Origin of the sequence: Treponema sp. OMZ 855, assembly GCF_024181145.1 — a bacterium.
GTDB lineage: Bacteria > Spirochaetota > Spirochaetia > Treponematales > Treponemataceae > Treponema.
In genome coordinates, this window is record NZ_CP051194.1 from 1,528,317 (window position 1) to 1,544,407 (window position 16,091).

General features: G+C 42.8%; 15 protein-coding genes. 10 read left to right on the top strand and 5 right to left on the bottom strand.

Annotated features, from left to right (window positions below; translation table 11 throughout):
- The first annotated feature begins 4 nt into the window (after positions 1-4).
- From E4N65_RS06900 to E4N65_RS06945, 10 genes are all read left to right on the top strand, one after another.
- Positions 5-205, top strand: a complete 201-nt coding sequence (locus E4N65_RS06900; protein WP_144389647.1) for a hypothetical protein — start codon at positions 5-7, stop codon at positions 203-205.
- A gap of 156 nt (positions 206-361) precedes the next feature.
- A complete protein-coding gene (locus tag E4N65_RS06905; RefSeq protein WP_044016929.1) occupies positions 362-616 on the top strand; it encodes a hypothetical protein in 255 nt (84 codons plus the stop codon).
- A complete protein-coding gene (locus tag E4N65_RS06910) occupies positions 613-873 on the top strand; it encodes a type II toxin-antitoxin system RelE family toxin (RefSeq protein WP_044013453.1) in 261 nt (86 codons plus the stop codon). Before E4N65_RS06905 ends, E4N65_RS06910 begins: the two co-directional genes overlap by 4 nt.
- Positions 874-894: 21 nt before the next feature.
- Positions 895-1,494 carry a ribbon-helix-helix protein, CopG family gene (locus E4N65_RS06915; RefSeq protein WP_253672424.1) on the top strand — a complete coding sequence of 200 codons (600 nt, stop codon included), beginning with the start codon at positions 895-897 and terminating at the stop codon, positions 1,492-1,494.
- Positions 1,495-1,650: 156 nt separating this feature from the next.
- Positions 1,651-1,860, top strand: coding sequence for a hypothetical protein (locus tag E4N65_RS06920; RefSeq protein WP_253672426.1), 210 nt, complete (start codon positions 1,651-1,653; stop codon positions 1,858-1,860).
- On the top strand, positions 1,848-2,144 hold the full coding sequence (locus tag E4N65_RS06925) for a hypothetical protein (RefSeq protein ID WP_253672428.1): 297 nt from the start codon (positions 1,848-1,850) through the stop codon (positions 2,142-2,144). Before E4N65_RS06920 ends, E4N65_RS06925 begins: the two co-directional genes overlap by 13 nt.
- Complete coding sequence (locus tag E4N65_RS06930) at positions 2,132-3,004, top strand: hypothetical protein (protein WP_253672430.1); 873 nt, start codon at positions 2,132-2,134, stop codon at positions 3,002-3,004. Before E4N65_RS06925 ends, E4N65_RS06930 begins: the two co-directional genes overlap by 13 nt.
- 58 nt (positions 3,005-3,062) lie before the next feature.
- Complete coding sequence (locus tag E4N65_RS06935; RefSeq protein WP_253672432.1) at positions 3,063-3,212, top strand: Txe/YoeB family addiction module toxin; 150 nt, start codon at positions 3,063-3,065, stop codon at positions 3,210-3,212.
- Between the two features lie 121 nt (positions 3,213-3,333).
- The gene (locus E4N65_RS06940; RefSeq protein ID WP_253672434.1) at positions 3,334-4,164 is read left to right on the top strand and encodes a hypothetical protein; all 831 of its coding nucleotides are present in this window, start codon (positions 3,334-3,336) and stop codon (positions 4,162-4,164) included.
- Between the two features lie 14 nt (positions 4,165-4,178).
- Complete coding sequence (locus E4N65_RS06945; RefSeq protein WP_253672436.1) at positions 4,179-4,652, top strand: hypothetical protein; 474 nt, start codon at positions 4,179-4,181, stop codon at positions 4,650-4,652.
- A 64-nt stretch (positions 4,653-4,716) separates the two neighbouring features.
- Here the strand turns inward: E4N65_RS06945 and E4N65_RS06950 are convergent, their stop codons facing one another.
- The 5 genes from E4N65_RS06950 to E4N65_RS06970 form a co-directional block, all read right to left on the bottom strand.
- On the bottom strand, positions 4,717-10,563 hold the full coding sequence (locus E4N65_RS06950) for a hypothetical protein (RefSeq protein ID WP_253672438.1): 5,847 nt from the start codon (positions 10,561-10,563) through the stop codon (positions 4,717-4,719).
- 88 nt (positions 10,564-10,651) lie between these two features.
- Complete coding sequence (locus tag E4N65_RS06955; protein WP_253672440.1) at positions 10,652-12,295, bottom strand: TraB/TrbI/VirB10 family type IV secretion system protein; 1,644 nt, start codon at positions 12,293-12,295, stop codon at positions 10,652-10,654.
- A 20-nt stretch (positions 12,296-12,315) separates the two neighbouring features.
- On the bottom strand, positions 12,316-13,341 hold the full coding sequence (locus E4N65_RS06960; protein WP_253672442.1) for a TrbG/VirB9 family P-type conjugative transfer protein: 1,026 nt from the start codon (positions 13,339-13,341) through the stop codon (positions 12,316-12,318).
- Positions 13,342-13,359: 18 nt separating this feature from the next.
- Positions 13,360-14,088 carry a VirB8 family type IV secretion system protein gene (locus tag E4N65_RS06965; protein ID WP_253672444.1) on the bottom strand — a complete coding sequence of 243 codons (729 nt, stop codon included), beginning with the start codon at positions 14,086-14,088 and terminating at the stop codon, positions 13,360-13,362.
- A gap of 58 nt (positions 14,089-14,146) precedes the next feature.
- Positions 14,147-16,090, bottom strand: a complete 1,944-nt coding sequence (locus E4N65_RS06970) for a type IV secretion system protein (RefSeq protein WP_253672446.1) — start codon at positions 16,088-16,090, stop codon at positions 14,147-14,149.
- Position 16,091 lies beyond the last annotated feature (1 nt).

Genomic DNA, 16,091 nt, shown 5'->3' on the forward strand with positions numbered 1-16,091 from the left:
ACCAATGATGCGTTTTTTTGACGATGATGAGCCGTATATTATCATTATTCCGCGCCAATCATACCGGCGACGATCGCGGCTGTTACGCTTCCTTATGTTCGCGCTCAAGCTGAGTATGCTGGCGGTTTTAGCCATCTTCTGTTATTACAATATTCCTTTCTTGATCGCAAAAGCCATTCGTACAATACAATCGATGCTGTTTTAGAAAATTTTAGTCCTTTGAAGCCTTTCTCGGTTGTTGTTTTACCCCATACTGCTTGACAAATATGAATAATTCTAATATTTTTAATAAAATTATTAAATAAGTACTATTTTTAGTATCAGATGATAGCCCCGTAAGGGGTGTTATTTGGGGGCATTTATGGCAGTTTTGGCTAAAGCTAAGAGTATGAGCGTGAGTTTTAAGCCCGATATGTTTCAGAAAATCAATGATTTTTGTGATTATCGTGGTTGCTCTCGAAGTTGGTTTATGAACAAGGCGGCGGAGTTGTTCCTGAATGAATGCCTTGAAGATAAGGCAGATTATGAAGCTGCTGTCGCTGCTTGGGCTGATTATGAAAAGTCTGGTAAAAAGTCTTTTTCTTCGGAAGATGTTTTTGCTGAGGCTGGGTTATGAAAGTTGTTTTTTCTGATAAGGCGAAAAAGTTTTTTTTGAAGCTTGATACGCCTATTCAGAAGCAAATACAAAAATTTATTTTGAAGCTGGAAGGTATGAGCGATCCACGAGCTAGTGGAAAAATGCTTGTAGGAAACCTCTTAGGCTTCTGGCGGTATCGGGTGGGCGATTATCGGCTTCTTTGCAGAATTGTTGATAAAGAGCTTGTAATTACTGTTGTTGAAGTAGGTCATCGCAAAGAGGTTTACGATGAGTAGCATGTTTGAAGGAACACTACGATGCAACAAATAAGCGCAAATATAAAGAAAAATCTCTATGATAAACTGCTTAAGAAAGAACAAGAGACCGGCGTTTCGCAATCGAAGATTATCGAAGCGGCCTTGATGCAGTACCTTACACAAGAACCTGTTGCAGAAGCAACCAAACCCGCTGAAGATAAAAGCGAACTGTATGCAGTTCAATTTGTAAAAAATAGCGGGAGGAGTATCCGCTCCTTTGCGCTTGAGAATGGACTTGAGTACATCTCTTTCTTTAGAAATATCACCGGTATGACAAAACCGACCTACGAGACGATGTTTCGCTTACGGAATGTTATTCCGCCTTCTTGGTGGGTAACCTCGACGGCAGAAGCAAAGCCTGAGCAAAAACACTTTACCGGCCCGGATGATTACCGAATCGTGAGGGAGCATTCCGCAGGGTATAAACACTTAGAGCCGCTTACTTACTCATGGTGTGCTGAAAACGGCATTAATTATGATCAGCTCTATAACTTGAAGAGTAGGAAAGCTTTTGGCTTTCCTTCATATTCTATGATACGTGCATTACGGCACTGGATTGATCCAGACCTCTGGTTCATCTATGAAAAACGAGAAAAGTAATAATTTGTTATCCGCTTGCAAAAAACTGCTTAATACACTAACATATTTTATGTATAACAAGGGAGGTAGTAAATGATGAAAAGAGCTATCTATGGAAGATCAGGTTGTCGGCTCGCTTGAGTATTCAATCAAAAAATTCTTTTGGAGTACTATTCAATGACAAAACTTTTATTATCAAAGCCATCGGTGGTAGACGGCATTGCAAGTATTATCGATTTGCTCGGTGTATATACTCCATATGATGATATTGTTTTATCGTATACCAATGATCAAAAAGCACTGGAAGCCGATATGGATGCTTTACGGGCAGATGCCGCAATTGCTTTTGCGGGAATAAAAGGAGGAAAAATAGTATGCAAACACTAAAAACAAAAGATATTACATCCTCATCATTACGACACCTGCAGGGCATCACAAAAGATCTCATTAATTACGGGATATGGTTTTTATATGAAGTTGATTATCCATCTGATTCTAATGTAAGGTATTTATTATCAACTGATAAACAAGACATACTGTTATCCGAAGATGGCAGTGCAGTTGGTATATATCCGAAAACGGCTGATATAGACTATAAATCGATTATCAATTTTGATGATATTCCGAAACCTTCAAAATTAAATCTTGCAGAATCGTCATGGATGATATAACGAAAGAGAATACACAGTGGCTTTTTATGCTGACAAGTTCTCAAAAACCGGAAGATCGGCATATTTATGATATTGTTTTCGGCATAACAATTCTCTTAAAGAAAGGTATACCAATCAATAATATTTCTTTAGTAATGGACGATGATAGTTTAAGAATCCGTAACATATTTTTTCCGCTACTCGGTCAAAACACGGTTATCCATAATTATGACAAACTTCCATCATTATTAGCTTCGCTTAATAGGCGTTATATTATGATAATTGTTACAGGACACGGTAGTATTGAGGGGATAGATGCTCGTTTACCAATAAAGCCCTATCAATTCTTATATACAATAAAGCAGTATGCGAACGCAAGCACGGTCTTATTATTTTTAGGGCAGTGTTATGCTGGTATTTTTGACCATTTAGAGATACAAAAGGAGCAAAAACGAGACGGTACATATACTCCCGAGATTATCATCATCGGTGCTACTAAAATTGCAGTTAGTATGAGTACACCTGTTGAATATGGTGATATTTCATGGTATGCGAATATCCTGCTCGTTGCGTTTTTTCGCTGGATTGATCAACCGTATGATATTGATGGAGATTCTAAATACTCTATCACTGACGCTTTTAAATTCATAGCGTATCATACAAATGGGGTGAGCCATCAAATAGAAAAACAGCAGTATAGCAAAATACTGCAGCATCTTGAACAATATAAGAGGCTTAAAGAAATACCATATGATAAATTATCGCTTGACGAACATATTACGAAAGAAGCTTTTGAAGGTTCATTGCCACGAGGATTTATTCCACAGGAACCTTGGATACTAAATCCTCTGCTAGCGCTTAAAATAAATGTAGGACTATAGTTATTTTTGACTTTATGAACAAAATGCAATCCGCTCACGGATGAGCAAAAAGAGAAATATGTTTGAGGGGATCGGAAAACCGGAACCATTAAAGGGAAATCTGACCAGTCTATGGAGCAGGCGTATCGATGATGCGAATAGAATTGTATATTATGAACAAGACGGTATCATTTTTATTGTTTCATGTAAAGGCCATTATGACAGCTGATTTTGATTTTCTTGTTGCATTTTGTGTGCCGGTAACGTATACTTAATTTTGTATAACAAACGATAACCGAATGGCTATCGAGTATCGAATAAACAACAAAAAATGAAGGAGTAGTTGTTGTATGAAAAAAAGCAATCTTAGTGCTGTCATTATCTTATGCATAATTACAAGTTTGGTAAGCGGATGCTTTCTATTCGGAGGGGCTGTTAAACAAAGCGTAAAAGAACACTATGCGTATAATAATGAACGCCCCTTGTTTGTTGGCGTGTATGAAGGCCTTAACAATGCTGAGGGTAGAACTTATTTTACAGGTTTTGATGTTCTGCGAAATGAGTATCAAGCGACAATGTATTTTATGGCTAAAAATTTTGGTATACAAAATGTAACAGTGCGCTGTTCTGTTACCATAACAGCAGAAAAAAATGCGGATAATACAACCGCTGTTTTGGTTACAGCAAGTAAACCTGAAATTGAAGATTTAAAAACGGGTGCATTCAGAACAACACAATTAGATCTTGTCAGTATTGAGAATAAAGCTGCAAAAAATATTACCGATATTATGAAATTATCTGATGAAGCTTTTGAAAATAGACTCAATAAAACAATTTCAAATTTGGATTTTTTGCATTCAGTTTGCTATGGGATGAATTCAGTTGCCTTTAAACGATGGATAGAAGCGATTAACCTCTCTAATCGGATACTTTCAATACAGTATATGATGCACAATATGGAAGAAGGCCTCTCTAAGGAATATAAATATCGAATTACCGGTTCTTATACACCCGAGTCAAAATTTTTTACATCATCGACTATGTACATCACTTTTGATACTAATAATGATGAATATATAAAATATCGTAAGGGTGAAATGGTTTCTGTAAAAGGAAAAATCAAATCCATTGAACAATCTACTTTCAGCATAGATAGCTATACCATAAGAATGGAAGACTAAGGAGTAGTTGTTGTATGAAAAAAGGAATGAAATTAATAGCACTTGTTGCTTTTGTCTGTGCCGCCCTCTCTTGTGGGCAAGGTATAACATCCGGCGGTAAGGGTCTAACCTTGCCCCAAGAAGATAAAGCGGTATTTACCGGTAGCGGTATCGTATTTTCTTATGATGAAGCAACCAACAAAGAAACAAAATTATACGATGCATTTCGGAATGTTCGGGTTGTTTTTAAGAAAGATGGGACATATGAAATAACTGGAGAGGAGTATCTTAAAGATGAAAACAAATGGATAGATAAAGGTAGAGGAACCGGACCGTACACAATTTCCAATAATTTACTGAATTTCCTTGGTATGAACTTTATTTATTCATACCAAGGCACTACACTTATTTTAAAGTCAAGAGACTGGGGGGTCGTGTTTATTCTTTCAAGCAAGACCCTTACTTCTTTGATTCCTCAAACGGTATCTTCTATTGTTCTTCCCTCTTAAAAACACTTCAGCCCTAAGTATAAAAGGCACCTGCTATAATAGCAGGTGCCTTTTTATCTTTTATTTATCGATCTTTCATACAGCTTCTTTTTTCAAAGTAAACCGGTATTTTTTGACTTCCGGATTTTCCGAGGTGTGTATAGGTAACGGTAAGGTTTCCTACAAAATCGTTGAGTTTTACCTCCTTTGAGACAACCGGAGAACGTGCAAAATTATGTAAGTTTTTTTCAGGATGGTCATCATACGAAACATGCTCCCACCAGGTTTTAAGCCCATCTCTTTTAACAACTGTATTTTCATATTGAATTGCCGGCTTATACCATAAGCCGTTGTGTTTAAACTCTGCCTCAAGAACATAATACGGGGTGCACGGAGTTGTCTCGAATTTTACAAGGTCAGCGAGTCTTGAATCCTCACGTTGCTTGAAGAAGTATTCGTTATTAAAACGACCTATCTCTTTTCGTGGATCTAATTTTATTTCATATCCGTTGTTTATGCCATAAAAGGCCATTCCTTTACGTCCTGTTGTCCCTGGCCACGCCCCCTGGTATTGGGTACTAAATTCTCGCCAGCCGATATTTGAACACTCTTTCCAATCATCATGTTGAACCTCTGTGTCAACTTCATGATATGAATCGTAGCGAGATGTATAGTAAATCATATTTATCATACACCGTACATCTTTATCAATAAGATAGCGATACTCAAGGTAATCGGTCGGGTGCGAAAGCGTGTACATATCTGCATTACCGGAAGAGTCTTCTTTGAGGGTTATCTCAGTACCATTCGCTGCTGTAAAGGTTGCATTGGTGACGGCAAGGTCTGCACGCTCTTTATCGGCAGCGAGGCGGAAGGTAAAGTCTTCCCCGTCTCCGATAGTAATGCGGTTTATGCCTTTATCAAAGCGGCTAAAGGAACCGGTTTGCGTAATTTTTTCCGCAATTAGGTTTACTTTCGCGTAGCGCAGTTTTATCATGCAGCTACGGGTAGCAAAGGTATAGTCGTCTTTATGCGGATTTTTTGCAGTAACGGTAAGACTTGTCTCCCCTTCTTTTTTCGGGGTGATAAAGATTTTCTTTTTCTCTTTATCGACGATAAAGCCTGCAATATCGGTGTCGCAATTGATTTCTAAGTCGGCGTCTTTCGGATTAACGGTATAGGGGATAACGAAGTCCTCCGGGCGTGCGGGGTTAATTTCCGGCTCGCTTATAATCGCAGACTTTCCGAGGGTCAAGGCATAATCCCATGCACAGACGATACGGATGGACGCCTTATTGCCGTATTGGGTAACACCGGTGAGGATACCGTTTCCTTCATTGCGGCCGGTAATGGTTACTTCTTTTTTAACGGTATCGACGGAGTAAGAGAAGGCATCATCCGAAGAGGTGCGCCATTCGACGGCGACATCGGAAGGAGAAACTTGATAGGTAAAGGTCTGTGTAGCGCCGGGAGCGACGCGGATACTTTGCGTTGAAAACTGTAAGTCTCTACTTGCTTCGACGAGGATTTCGCACTCTGCGACGCTGCCGTTCGGAAGTGTCGCACGTAAAGCGGACTTACCGGGTTTTACCGCATAGACGGCAACGGATTGTCCCTTGCCAAGCACATTTGCAATTGTTTCTCCATTATACTTTGCAATTGACCATTCAATCATCTTATAGTCGTTTGGTTTACCCCCCGGAATATTCGCCTTTACTTCAGTCTGAGAACCTGTCTCGAGGCGAATATAGGTTTTATTTAAGGTAATCTCTTGTTTATCCTTTCCGGGAACGATTATTTTTAAGACTAAATCCGACTGCGCTTTTTCGTGGCTGACGGTAACGGTGCATTCTCCTTGTCCGACCGCTTGTAAGACCGCTTCCGGCCCCATGGAAATGCCGGTAAAAGAAGCGGCGGCAAGCTTGACAATGGAAGGCTCAGAGCTTTTCCACTTTAAATTCTGCACGTCAACAGGGGTAATATTTTTCCCTTGAATATTCGCCGTAATGGTTTGCGTCGCGCCTTGTTCAATCATATAGACAGTTTTAGAGGCGGTGATATAGACCATATCGGGGTCGGCTTTTTCAATCGTTACCAGAATTTCGGCTTCTGCCTGTACGGCACCGGTTTTAGTGGCGATAAGGCGTGCCTTTACTTTCGTGGAACCTTGTTTTAAGGCACTCAGCTGCGCGGTCTTATTGGTACCGGTTACCATACAGAGCGTCGGTTTTTCACTGATATACTCGATATGCGTTTTTATCGAAGAAGACGGGACTTTCATCGAAAGGAACTGCGTCTTTCCTTCGGTAAGGGTAATAAAGTCGGCAGCAAAGGCAAATTCGGTGTATTCGCTGACGCGCACTTTAATTTCCTGTTCATAAGGTGCTTTCGGATGGGTGATATGGATGGTTGTTTCCCCTTCACCGATGGGACGGATACTGGCAATATTTGCCGAATAATTAAGGCTAATGACATCGTAGGTATCTGCCCACCATTTAAAGGCATATTTATCTTCAAGGGTACCGTTGATGAGGGTTGCCGTAATCGTTTTATCTCCTTCCGACGGCTTCATTGTGATAATCGATTCACGAACGGAGATGGAGCAATTCGTTTGAGGGGCTGCATCACAGAGAAGGAGAACGTAACACGGCTCTTCTGCTTTTGGGTGGCGAATCACAATGCGGGTCGAACCTGCAAGGAGTGCGCGTACCTTACATAAGGAGCCTTGTCCATACATCTGGGCGATAGAGGAATCTTCGATTGCCCAACTGAAATTCTGATTATCCGCTTCGGTTCCTCCTTCAAGAGAGGCGGTAATAGTCTGCCATCCGCCGGGTACATTGTTTGCACGTACAGTCAACGGAACAATGTTTGCCGGAGTGTCGATATACGGATGATTCTTTGCAAGGATAGGATCGACACACTGGACGATAATTTCAAGCGGATAGATACAGTGGGTATTCGAGACGGTCAGGCGGGTGGTACCGATTTCATTGCCGTGGATAACGGCATTGGCGCCGGAACTTTGTTCAACGGTTGCAATTCCCTTATCGGCACTTTCCCAACGGAAGCCGTCAAGGATTGGAGCGTCACTATTGCGGACTGCAGCAGAGACATTTCTATTTTGCCCCTTGTAAACCGTTACGACATTCATATTGGTCGTAAGATAGGTCAGTCCTTTCAGCTCTTCCGGAGAGTTTGCGACAAGAACCAGAACTTTACGGGAAAGGGAGCAGTGTTTATTTTTTACCTCGATCTGTGCCTGTCCTGCTTTTACCGGCGTTATAACGCAAACGCCTTCGTCGGTACTTGAAAGAGAGGCGATTTCAGGATGGTCGATCGTAAAAGAAAAGCCGCCTTGAGCGCCTCCTGCATTAGTGAGAGTTGCCTTTAAGGTTGCCGGTTTTGCATCCTTTACGAGCGGTACCGTATCGGCACTGAGCGAAATAAAAGCCGTTTTAGGGTTATTGTGAATGTATTCACTTCCGACTTTGACAAAGAGGGTGAGTGCATTTTGGCTGTCTGGATGAGAAACGGTTACTTTCGTTTCTCCTTCCTGTAAGGCTGTTACATGAGCAGATGAGCCGTTCGGAGCGAGCGCGATGATGCCGGGCTTTTCGAGTGTCCACGTAATCGCCTGCTGTTTGCTTTCAGAAAGTGCGATGGCTCGTACCTGTAGAGCGCCGGTTTGTCCGGCTTTTGAAAGCACCAATACATTTTGGTCAGTCGTAAGATAGGGCGCTTGCCCTTGTACGGAGAGGTCGGCATTTTCAGGGTAAACGGTAACGGTGAGTTTTACCGGCTTAATGGTCGGGATATTTTTAACACTCACCGTAACGGTTGTTTGCCCTGCTTTTAAACCGCGCAACTTTGCCATCGTATGCTGCACTTTGTGCGTTTGTTCATTGGTCGGGTTTTCGAGGGATATAATGCCGTTATCCTGTATTGTCCAAACGAGGGATTCGATTTCACTTTCCGATAATCCGTAATACGAGATAAACGCTTCCGCCTCCGCCTTTGCTCTTAGGCCGTAGGAATATTTATCAGCATAAAGGACTTTCATATTTTGAAGGTCTTGTTCTGAATCAGCCGAAAGGACGGTAATTTTTTTATTTTCTTCGGCCTTCGGGTGGCTTACGGTAATAAAGGAAACGGTATTTCCGCTCGCCGTAGCTTTAATGTGCGCCTGTTCTCCGCTGCCGGTTACGGAAAGAGTTGTATCGTTACTTGACTTCCAGCTAATTTTCTCGTTATCACTTTCTTTTTTCACAGTTCCCATCAGACGGACGGAAATATCTTTTTCCGCACCGTTTATCAGTGTTTCAAGAGAAGAGCCGGTAAAATAGAGGGGATCTTCAAGAACGGCATAAGAAGGAAGTACTTTTACGATAATATCGGTCGGGTACTTTACTTTCTTATGGGTAAGGGAAATCGTTGCCGTGCCTTCCTTCAACGGTGTGATCAGTGCTTTACCAAACGCATACGTAGGAGCTGCTGCACGGGAGATACTGGTACCAGTCGGTGTTTCAAGCTTAATAATATCAGCCTTGTTTCCTTCAACGTCTTTTCCTGAAACCGTCCAGAGGAAATCCCGCTCATCCCCTTCTTCGCCGCCAAAAAGTTGAATATCAACCGGAATAGCGGCAGCGCCAACTTTTGTACGAATAAAGTTTTGAGTGGTAGTAATATAGCGTGAGGCATCAAGGGCGTCGGCTTGTTGATTAATAACGGAAACAAACAGTTCTCGCGGATATTGCGCTTTCGGATGTGAGACGGAGATGCGGACGATACCGTTTGCCTTTCCCGAAAGATAGAGCTGGTCGGCATGAGCGACGGATTCAAGGCAGGTATTTTCTTCGATATTCCATACGAACGCATTGGTATCATAGGAAGAAGCATCTACCGGTAACCCTTTTAATGTCGCGGTAATTGTCTCTGTCGCCGTTCCTGAAAGCTCGACATATTTTTTCGTCAATTCGATATGTACGTTTTTAACGATTTCGACGGTGCGAACGAGGATTTCAAGCGGATAGGCACTCTGCGGGTGAGAAACCTGTAGAAGGGAACTTCCCGCTTCGAGGGGAGTCAGGACTGCTTTATTCCCGTTCGTTTCGACTTTGACGCACGGATTTTTACCGTCTTTGGTGGAAAGTGTCCAGCGATAACTTGCAGGGTTAACGGTTCCTTGCGGATTTTCAAGGTCGACGGTAATCGTACGCTCTCCCTTATCCTTTTGAAGGGTAACGACATTTTCTTGCGTGGTAATAAAGGTCGGCTTTTGATTATCGGCAAAGACGTAGACAAGCATCGTATAGGGATGTTCCGCTTTGGGGTGCGTTACTTTAATACGAGTATGTCCTTCTCCTTTTGTCTCGATGAGGGCAAACTGACCGTTCGGAATAACTTCAGCGACGGAAGGATTTTCACTCGTCCAACGGAACTCACTGCCGTCTTCCGGTTGTCCTGCATAAAGGGAAACAGAGATACGCTCTTGGATAAAAGGTCTTAACGTTAATACTTTTGCTTGCGAATAAATGTATGGCGGACGGCTATAGCCTTCTGCATATCCGTCAACGGTAATAACAAGGTTGGTACTTAAAGAACCGTTTCGGGCAGTCAGCACGGTACGGCCGGCTTTCAGCGCTTCGATAACGACGCCATAGTTATTCGTTATCACTTTAATAATCTTTTCATCATACTCAAACGTAATGTTGGCATTACGCTGTTTTTCCCGTGGGGAAGCGGTGAGCTTTACGTGTTCCATACCGCCTGCTTTCATTTGTAGTATGGGTTTTTCCCATTCGAGTTGATTGAGCTCGATACCACTTCCTTTCGATGTATCGGGCTTCATAAAGAGCGAACAAGCGCTGAGCTGTAGGGCAACGAGCAGTGAAAGCGCTTTCCAAAGTGGGGTGATGCGGTGTTTCATCATTTTTTTCTCCTTCATTAAAAATGTATGCGAGGAGGAAAACGCTCCTCGTTATAATTTGATAATGTCATAACATTAGCAATCGAGCACATTAATGGCGAATGTATCGGCGTGTAACTGCCGGGGACTCAACCGGCGGGAGCGCGAGGTTTGCGTTCGTTAAAACATTCACACTCTCACCGGGAGCGATAATAATGGTTGGCTGAATATCAAGGGCACGATCGATAATTTTATCAGCGAGCCGCTTTGTTGCATCATAGGCGCTATTAGTCGCACTATTAAGGTATGAATTTTTTGGTAACTGTTCGACTTTACGCGCCGTCTCTCCAAGTCCGACAGCGGTTGTTAAAAGCATACCGCCTAAAAATGCCCATATATGATGGTCAACCTTTCCGCGTACTCCCGCATAGCCTTGTGCATCAGCTCCTTGCATATTGCCCAGTTCCATCATAAACCCGTCGGGCCGTATGAGGGTTTTCCATGCAATCTGTACCCTGTTTTGCGCATAAGAGACGGATGAATTATAGGAGGCAAAAAGAAGTGTTCCTTGCGGGATGAGCAAAAATTGACCGGTTTGTGAAGAATATACGTTACTCGTTACCCGTGCGATAATGTCTCCGGGTAAATCGGTATTAATGCCGGTAATAAGAACCGCAGGAATAATCGTACCTTGAAAAAGGGAAAAGGCAGAAAGAAATTGTCCGGCATCGCTTGTTCCTTTTCCGCTCGTATAAAAGTTTTCCTTGCCACTTTGGTTATTCTGCGCATCATAACTATTGATAAAGCCGCCACGTAAGCCTTGCTGAGAAAGGATTTGCTTCATTAAATCTTCTTTTGCAGGCAGTCCGAATTGCGCATACGGGTTTGTTTGAGAAACAGCTATTGCGGAATCTGTACCACTTTGATAGGAGCCTTGTGCAGCACTCTGTGCCGTTCTTCCGGTGGGCGTTAAACCTTTAATCCCTTGAATTGGTTTTTGAATTGCGTTATTGCGCGTATCAGGCCTTTTTGATCGCGAAGCTCCTCCTCCTGCCGTACCTTGATAGGTATAAGTATTTTGTTCGGAAGAGGCGACAGGCTCCTCGTAATAATAGGGACTCGTGTTATCGGGAGGATCTTCTTTTGCAAGGGTTTCAGAAAGGGCGGTGTTTTTCTCTCCTTCTTTTTCATTTCCTTGAGAGAGCGGAAAGTCCGGGACATAGCGTTCTGATGCTTTTGCAATGGTTTTCTTTTCTTCCGGTTTTTTCCGAAATGAAGTGAAAAAGATAAAGATAGAGAAAACAGCGAGAAATAAAATGCCCATAACAGTAAAGATCAATTGGCGGTTCAGTTTTAACGCACTTTTACCGCTTGAGAGAGCCTGTTGCGCGGAGTATTTTTCATCTGCATGGACAGCCTCGCTCGATGCTTCTTGCATTTCAGCAGCTGCTTCCGGTACTGGATTTTGCGTATCGAACGCACCTTGTGCATCGTTACCACTTTCATCAGAATCGCTTACTGGGATTTCACCTGCTCGTTCGTAATCGGATGAAGCGGCATTTTCTTCATCTCCAAAAAAGTCCGCAATAATTTCATCGCCATTTGTCTGTTCGCCGTATGGTGAGCTCTTTTCATCACGAAGTGCCGGTTCTCCTGACAGCTCATCGTTCGTAACCGGCGCTCCTCCGGTAAACTCATTGCCGGTATCGTTTTCCGCTCCTTCAAGAACGTCGTCAAAGCCGAATATATCACTCATATACTTCATTTCTCCCTGCATTATTTACTTTTGCTTTTGAGCTTTTCAATGATGACTTTCTCTTTATTAAGACGGAGCGTTGCTTTGGTAATGAGCTGGTCGATAATAAAAAGATTACCCTTTACGCGATAATTGATAATGTTTTTGTCTTCAGCAAAAAGGGCGGGCAGCTGTCCGTGCAGCACCTCGTCGTCTACTTCGATATACGTTTTTGCTCCGTCATCGTAGATACGAATAGGGATAAAGGCCGGTTTTTTAAATGGTGAATACTTGATTTTATAATCGAAGGATAAAAATTCAGGAGAAGTACCGCTTAAAACGCTTTTAACGGAATTAACCGCATTTTCAGATTTTGCCATCACGTATGGCATGGAAGGCGGATAATTCCACTGCACCATCGCCATGTAATCATCCTTATAGCTTCTCAACTGGAGATGATAGATCCGGCGGTTCGTGATAATAATCATGTTACTTGCAAGCTTTGAATATGACGGCTTTAAAAAAAAGTGCTGAACATCAACTCCGCCTTTTTTACTCACCCCCGCTCCGATCTGCCATACGTCCGGCTCGGAAACAAAAGGCGCTTCCCATACCTCCTCGCCCGGTTCAAGTTCAATATCGGTGATATGGTAGGGCTTACAGTAAATTTCATAAACGAAGCGCTCATCATAATCATAGAGCATCTTTGCACCTGAATATTTTTCAGGCATCCGTAAGGCGCCATCGATTGCCGCCTTTGCTGCAGGAAGTCCTTTTTGAACATTTTCCCGTGCAAGCGGATCATTTTTTGCTTCAGCCGGCCGGTATACGGGCTTTTCAACATAGACAACCGTTTTTGCAACATCAACTTCTTTTTCAAGAAGTTCAACCAAATGCTTTTCATCTTCCTGTTCGATTGCTTTTTCTTCCTCTTCACGCGTCTTGGCATTTCCTTCGATTGTCCGTTCCGCCGGAATCGGTTCATTAACCAAACGGGTTGTCATACAGCTTGTTGCCATGAGGGCAGCAATGAAAAAAACTGAAATACAATACTTTTTATGCATCATAAACTCCTTATGCAAAAATTACTCTTTTGAGCTTTGAAGTACGTTGACTTCGGTAATGTCAAAATCGGTAATATAAATACCGAGCGGGTTTGTTTTTTCTTTTCCTTCAGGCGGCTGCATACACACCATACTGATAATGGCACGGTAGCGGATGCGTGAGGTAATTTGCCCTGCAAGGGTGGTAGTGTTTTGGATATAATCGATTTGATAGGTTTGCGGAGAAAGCTTTAAGGTGCTTTCAAGAAGGATATTTTTCTTTGCCTTCCCGAAAAGCTCAAACGGATGCTTGTCTCGTAAGAGATTTGAGTATTTACTGGCAGCCGTTTCGTTTAACATCGCGTAGCAGTGTGCAATGTTCGCTTTTATAACCGCGCCGTCAGTTGAAAGCGTTCCGGTGTAGGTGATAAAGTCTTCAAGCTGCCGTCTAATGGCGACTTCAGGTACTTTGATGTTTCCGTACGACAGGTGTGAAATGTCTCCGACATACTTTGCTTCTCCGGTTTCAGAGACGGTAATCACAAGCGGTACCGTTGCAGGTCTCGTAATGGCATAAAAATTAACGCCGACAGAAAGAAAGAAGGCAAGTATTGAGCAAAGCGCTACGAAACGCCATGCAATATTGTGTTCATTTTCTGCGCCGATAAGTTCATCGTAATGACGCAAGCCGACTTCAACACCCTTTTTATTAATGTTCCGGTTAAATGGTGTGGTATTAAACCCTTTCGGTAAATAAAATTTACTTCCCATAGTAGTGTTCCTTTTTATTCTCCTTGAATAAAATTTTTTTTCTCTTGATAATCCTCTATTACGGAGCCGGAAGGCGCGGCTTCGGTTCAGGTAACGCTTCACGTGAAGGTTCAGGAAGGCTCCTTTGTTCACGGGCTTGCGGTAACTCGATAGAGCTTTTTATGTTCTTTTGTGATCCGTGAGGCGGTGTGTTTTTCGGTGCATACGCTGCACTCATTGCAGATCCTTGAGCCGTACCGGCATTTCGCCGTTCCGCTAAAAATTCAGCTGCGGTAAGCGAAGCCCCTGTCTCAGGATTTTTTGCGTATTTAAACGAGCTGTGATTAGCGTCAGGCTGCTTGACGGCATCCATACCGCTTCCGTCTTTACCGCTATAGCGGTTTACAAAGCGAGAGCCGCCTCCTGCAAATCCTCCGCCATTACCTCCTGCAGAACCTTCGGCATGAGAGAGCCTGTGAGCCATACTCTTAAAGCCGGTTTTAATATGGTTTCCAACTGATGCCCTGTAGGCTCTATTACCAACGGCTGCCGCTTCATCGGCGCTATATCCTTTAGCACGTAAATCTTGTACGGCCGCTTGTTTTGCCGCTTTTGCTTCTGTCAGCATTCCCGCTCCTGAGACAACTGTATTCGTTGTCCCGCCGATAAGCGCTGCGCCTCCTTGTTTCATAATCTGCGCTCCCTTACCGGTAACGGCAGCAGCTGTTACCGCAGCTCCTCCGAGCGCCGCGCCTGTTCCAAGGGCCTGCATAAACTCTCCCATCGAAAGCTGAGGGTTTCCCGTTAGAAGTGTCATTGCAATCTGCGGTGCGTTTTGCGTTAATACCCAGCTGATAATGATCATAAACGCGATGTAGGCAAAAACCGTCCAATCAAGCGGGCTTGTCTCTCCCATTTGTGTTCCTGCAAGGTAGAGATACTGATAAAAGACAAAGAAAATACACAACGTCATCACTAAAAGCTTAGTGGCAAAACCGGTGAGGGCAGGAATAATTTTTTGAGCAAAACTTTTTGTTCCGTCAAACAGTATAAACGGCACGTATACAATACCGATACTTGCAATAATGGAGTATTCCAAAATGCACATGACGTATTGAATAATGGCAAAAATAGAGCCGACGATAAGACAAAGACAGCACAGCCATGTAAGAAGCGTGTTTCCGATGTCTGCCATCGTTAAATGCACAATACCGATATTATTCATCGAAAGCCAACCGGCATCTTTTTTCCCTTCTTCCATTTTAACGGTGAGGTAATCCATCTGACGGCTATTTAAAATATTTGCCGTTAAAAGGGCGATTCGTAAAATCGCATTCGGGGAAACAAAGGAACTTGCAACGCTGCCTTTCCCTTTCATCATAACATCAAGATAATATCCTTTGATGAGGTTTCCGTTTTTATCTTTATAATAGGTAGGTTTTAATACGGCGCTCACTGCTTTAATCGTCTTTTCTGCCCATTCGCGGTTTTCTTCCGTAGTACGATATTTATTAACTGCATTGACGTATTGCTCTCTCCCTTGAGAATCAATGATATCTGATCCTACAAGCGGCGATCCGTTTATGTGAGTGTTTTTAAGGCTTTTCATTTGAGGAATTGCCGTAACCGTTAAAACTTCCGCATTTTTTCCCCCCGCTTCAAGAGACTCTGCAATTTGTAAATCGTGCTCTGCTTTTTTCAGAAGAACGGTCAGGTTTTCTTGAATCACGTTATCCCCGTCTCCGGCTCTCACTCCCCACTTCGTGACGGTTTTTGCCAGAAGGGTAACCGCCGGATGATAGACATTGAGTGCAAAAAAGAAAAGGGCGAACTTAAAAAAGAGTCCTTTCAAGGCTTTTTCCGTCGAAACGGATGCGAACATCAGCTGTAGTGCTGTCCAGCCGATTCCTACGATAGCAAGAATGTAGCCGAGCCGTTTTGCAATAATGAGAAAGTAATAGAAGATGCTCGAAAAATATTCCATCGCATCGAGAAATGGAACGTCAATCCAATTATAATTCATT

Excerpts from the sequence above, each read along its gene's own strand:
- E4N65_RS06900 (WP_144389647.1), top strand. The coding sequence starts at position 5 with ATGATGCGTTTTTTTGACGATGATGAGCCGTATATTATCATTATTCCG.
- E4N65_RS06905 (WP_044016929.1), top strand. The coding sequence starts at position 362 with ATGGCAGTTTTGGCTAAAGCTAAGAGTATGAGCGTGAGTTTTAAGCCC.
- E4N65_RS06910 (WP_044013453.1), top strand. The coding sequence starts at position 613 with ATGAAAGTTGTTTTTTCTGATAAGGCGAAAAAGTTTTTTTTGAAGCTT.
- E4N65_RS06915 (WP_253672424.1), top strand. The coding sequence starts at position 895 with ATGCAACAAATAAGCGCAAATATAAAGAAAAATCTCTATGATAAACTG.
- E4N65_RS06920 (WP_253672426.1), top strand. The coding sequence starts at position 1,651 with ATGACAAAACTTTTATTATCAAAGCCATCGGTGGTAGACGGCATTGCA.
- E4N65_RS06925 (WP_253672428.1), top strand. The coding sequence starts at position 1,848 with ATGCAAACACTAAAAACAAAAGATATTACATCCTCATCATTACGACAC.
- E4N65_RS06930 (WP_253672430.1), top strand. The coding sequence starts at position 2,132 with ATGGATGATATAACGAAAGAGAATACACAGTGGCTTTTTATGCTGACA.
- E4N65_RS06935 (WP_253672432.1), top strand. The coding sequence starts at position 3,063 with ATGTTTGAGGGGATCGGAAAACCGGAACCATTAAAGGGAAATCTGACC.
- E4N65_RS06940 (WP_253672434.1), top strand. The coding sequence starts at position 3,334 with ATGAAAAAAAGCAATCTTAGTGCTGTCATTATCTTATGCATAATTACA.
- E4N65_RS06945 (WP_253672436.1), top strand. The coding sequence starts at position 4,179 with ATGAAAAAAGGAATGAAATTAATAGCACTTGTTGCTTTTGTCTGTGCC.
- E4N65_RS06950 (WP_253672438.1), bottom strand. The coding sequence starts at position 10,563 with ATGATGAAACACCGCATCACCCCACTTTGGAAAGCGCTTTCACTGCTC.
- E4N65_RS06955 (WP_253672440.1), bottom strand. The coding sequence starts at position 12,295 with ATGAGTGATATATTCGGCTTTGACGACGTTCTTGAAGGAGCGGAAAAC.
- E4N65_RS06960 (WP_253672442.1), bottom strand. The coding sequence starts at position 13,341 with ATGATGCATAAAAAGTATTGTATTTCAGTTTTTTTCATTGCTGCCCTC.
- E4N65_RS06965 (WP_253672444.1), bottom strand. The coding sequence starts at position 14,088 with ATGGGAAGTAAATTTTATTTACCGAAAGGGTTTAATACCACACCATTT.
- E4N65_RS06970 (WP_253672446.1), bottom strand. The coding sequence starts at position 16,090 with ATGAATTATAATTGGATTGACGTTCCATTTCTCGATGCGATGGAATAT.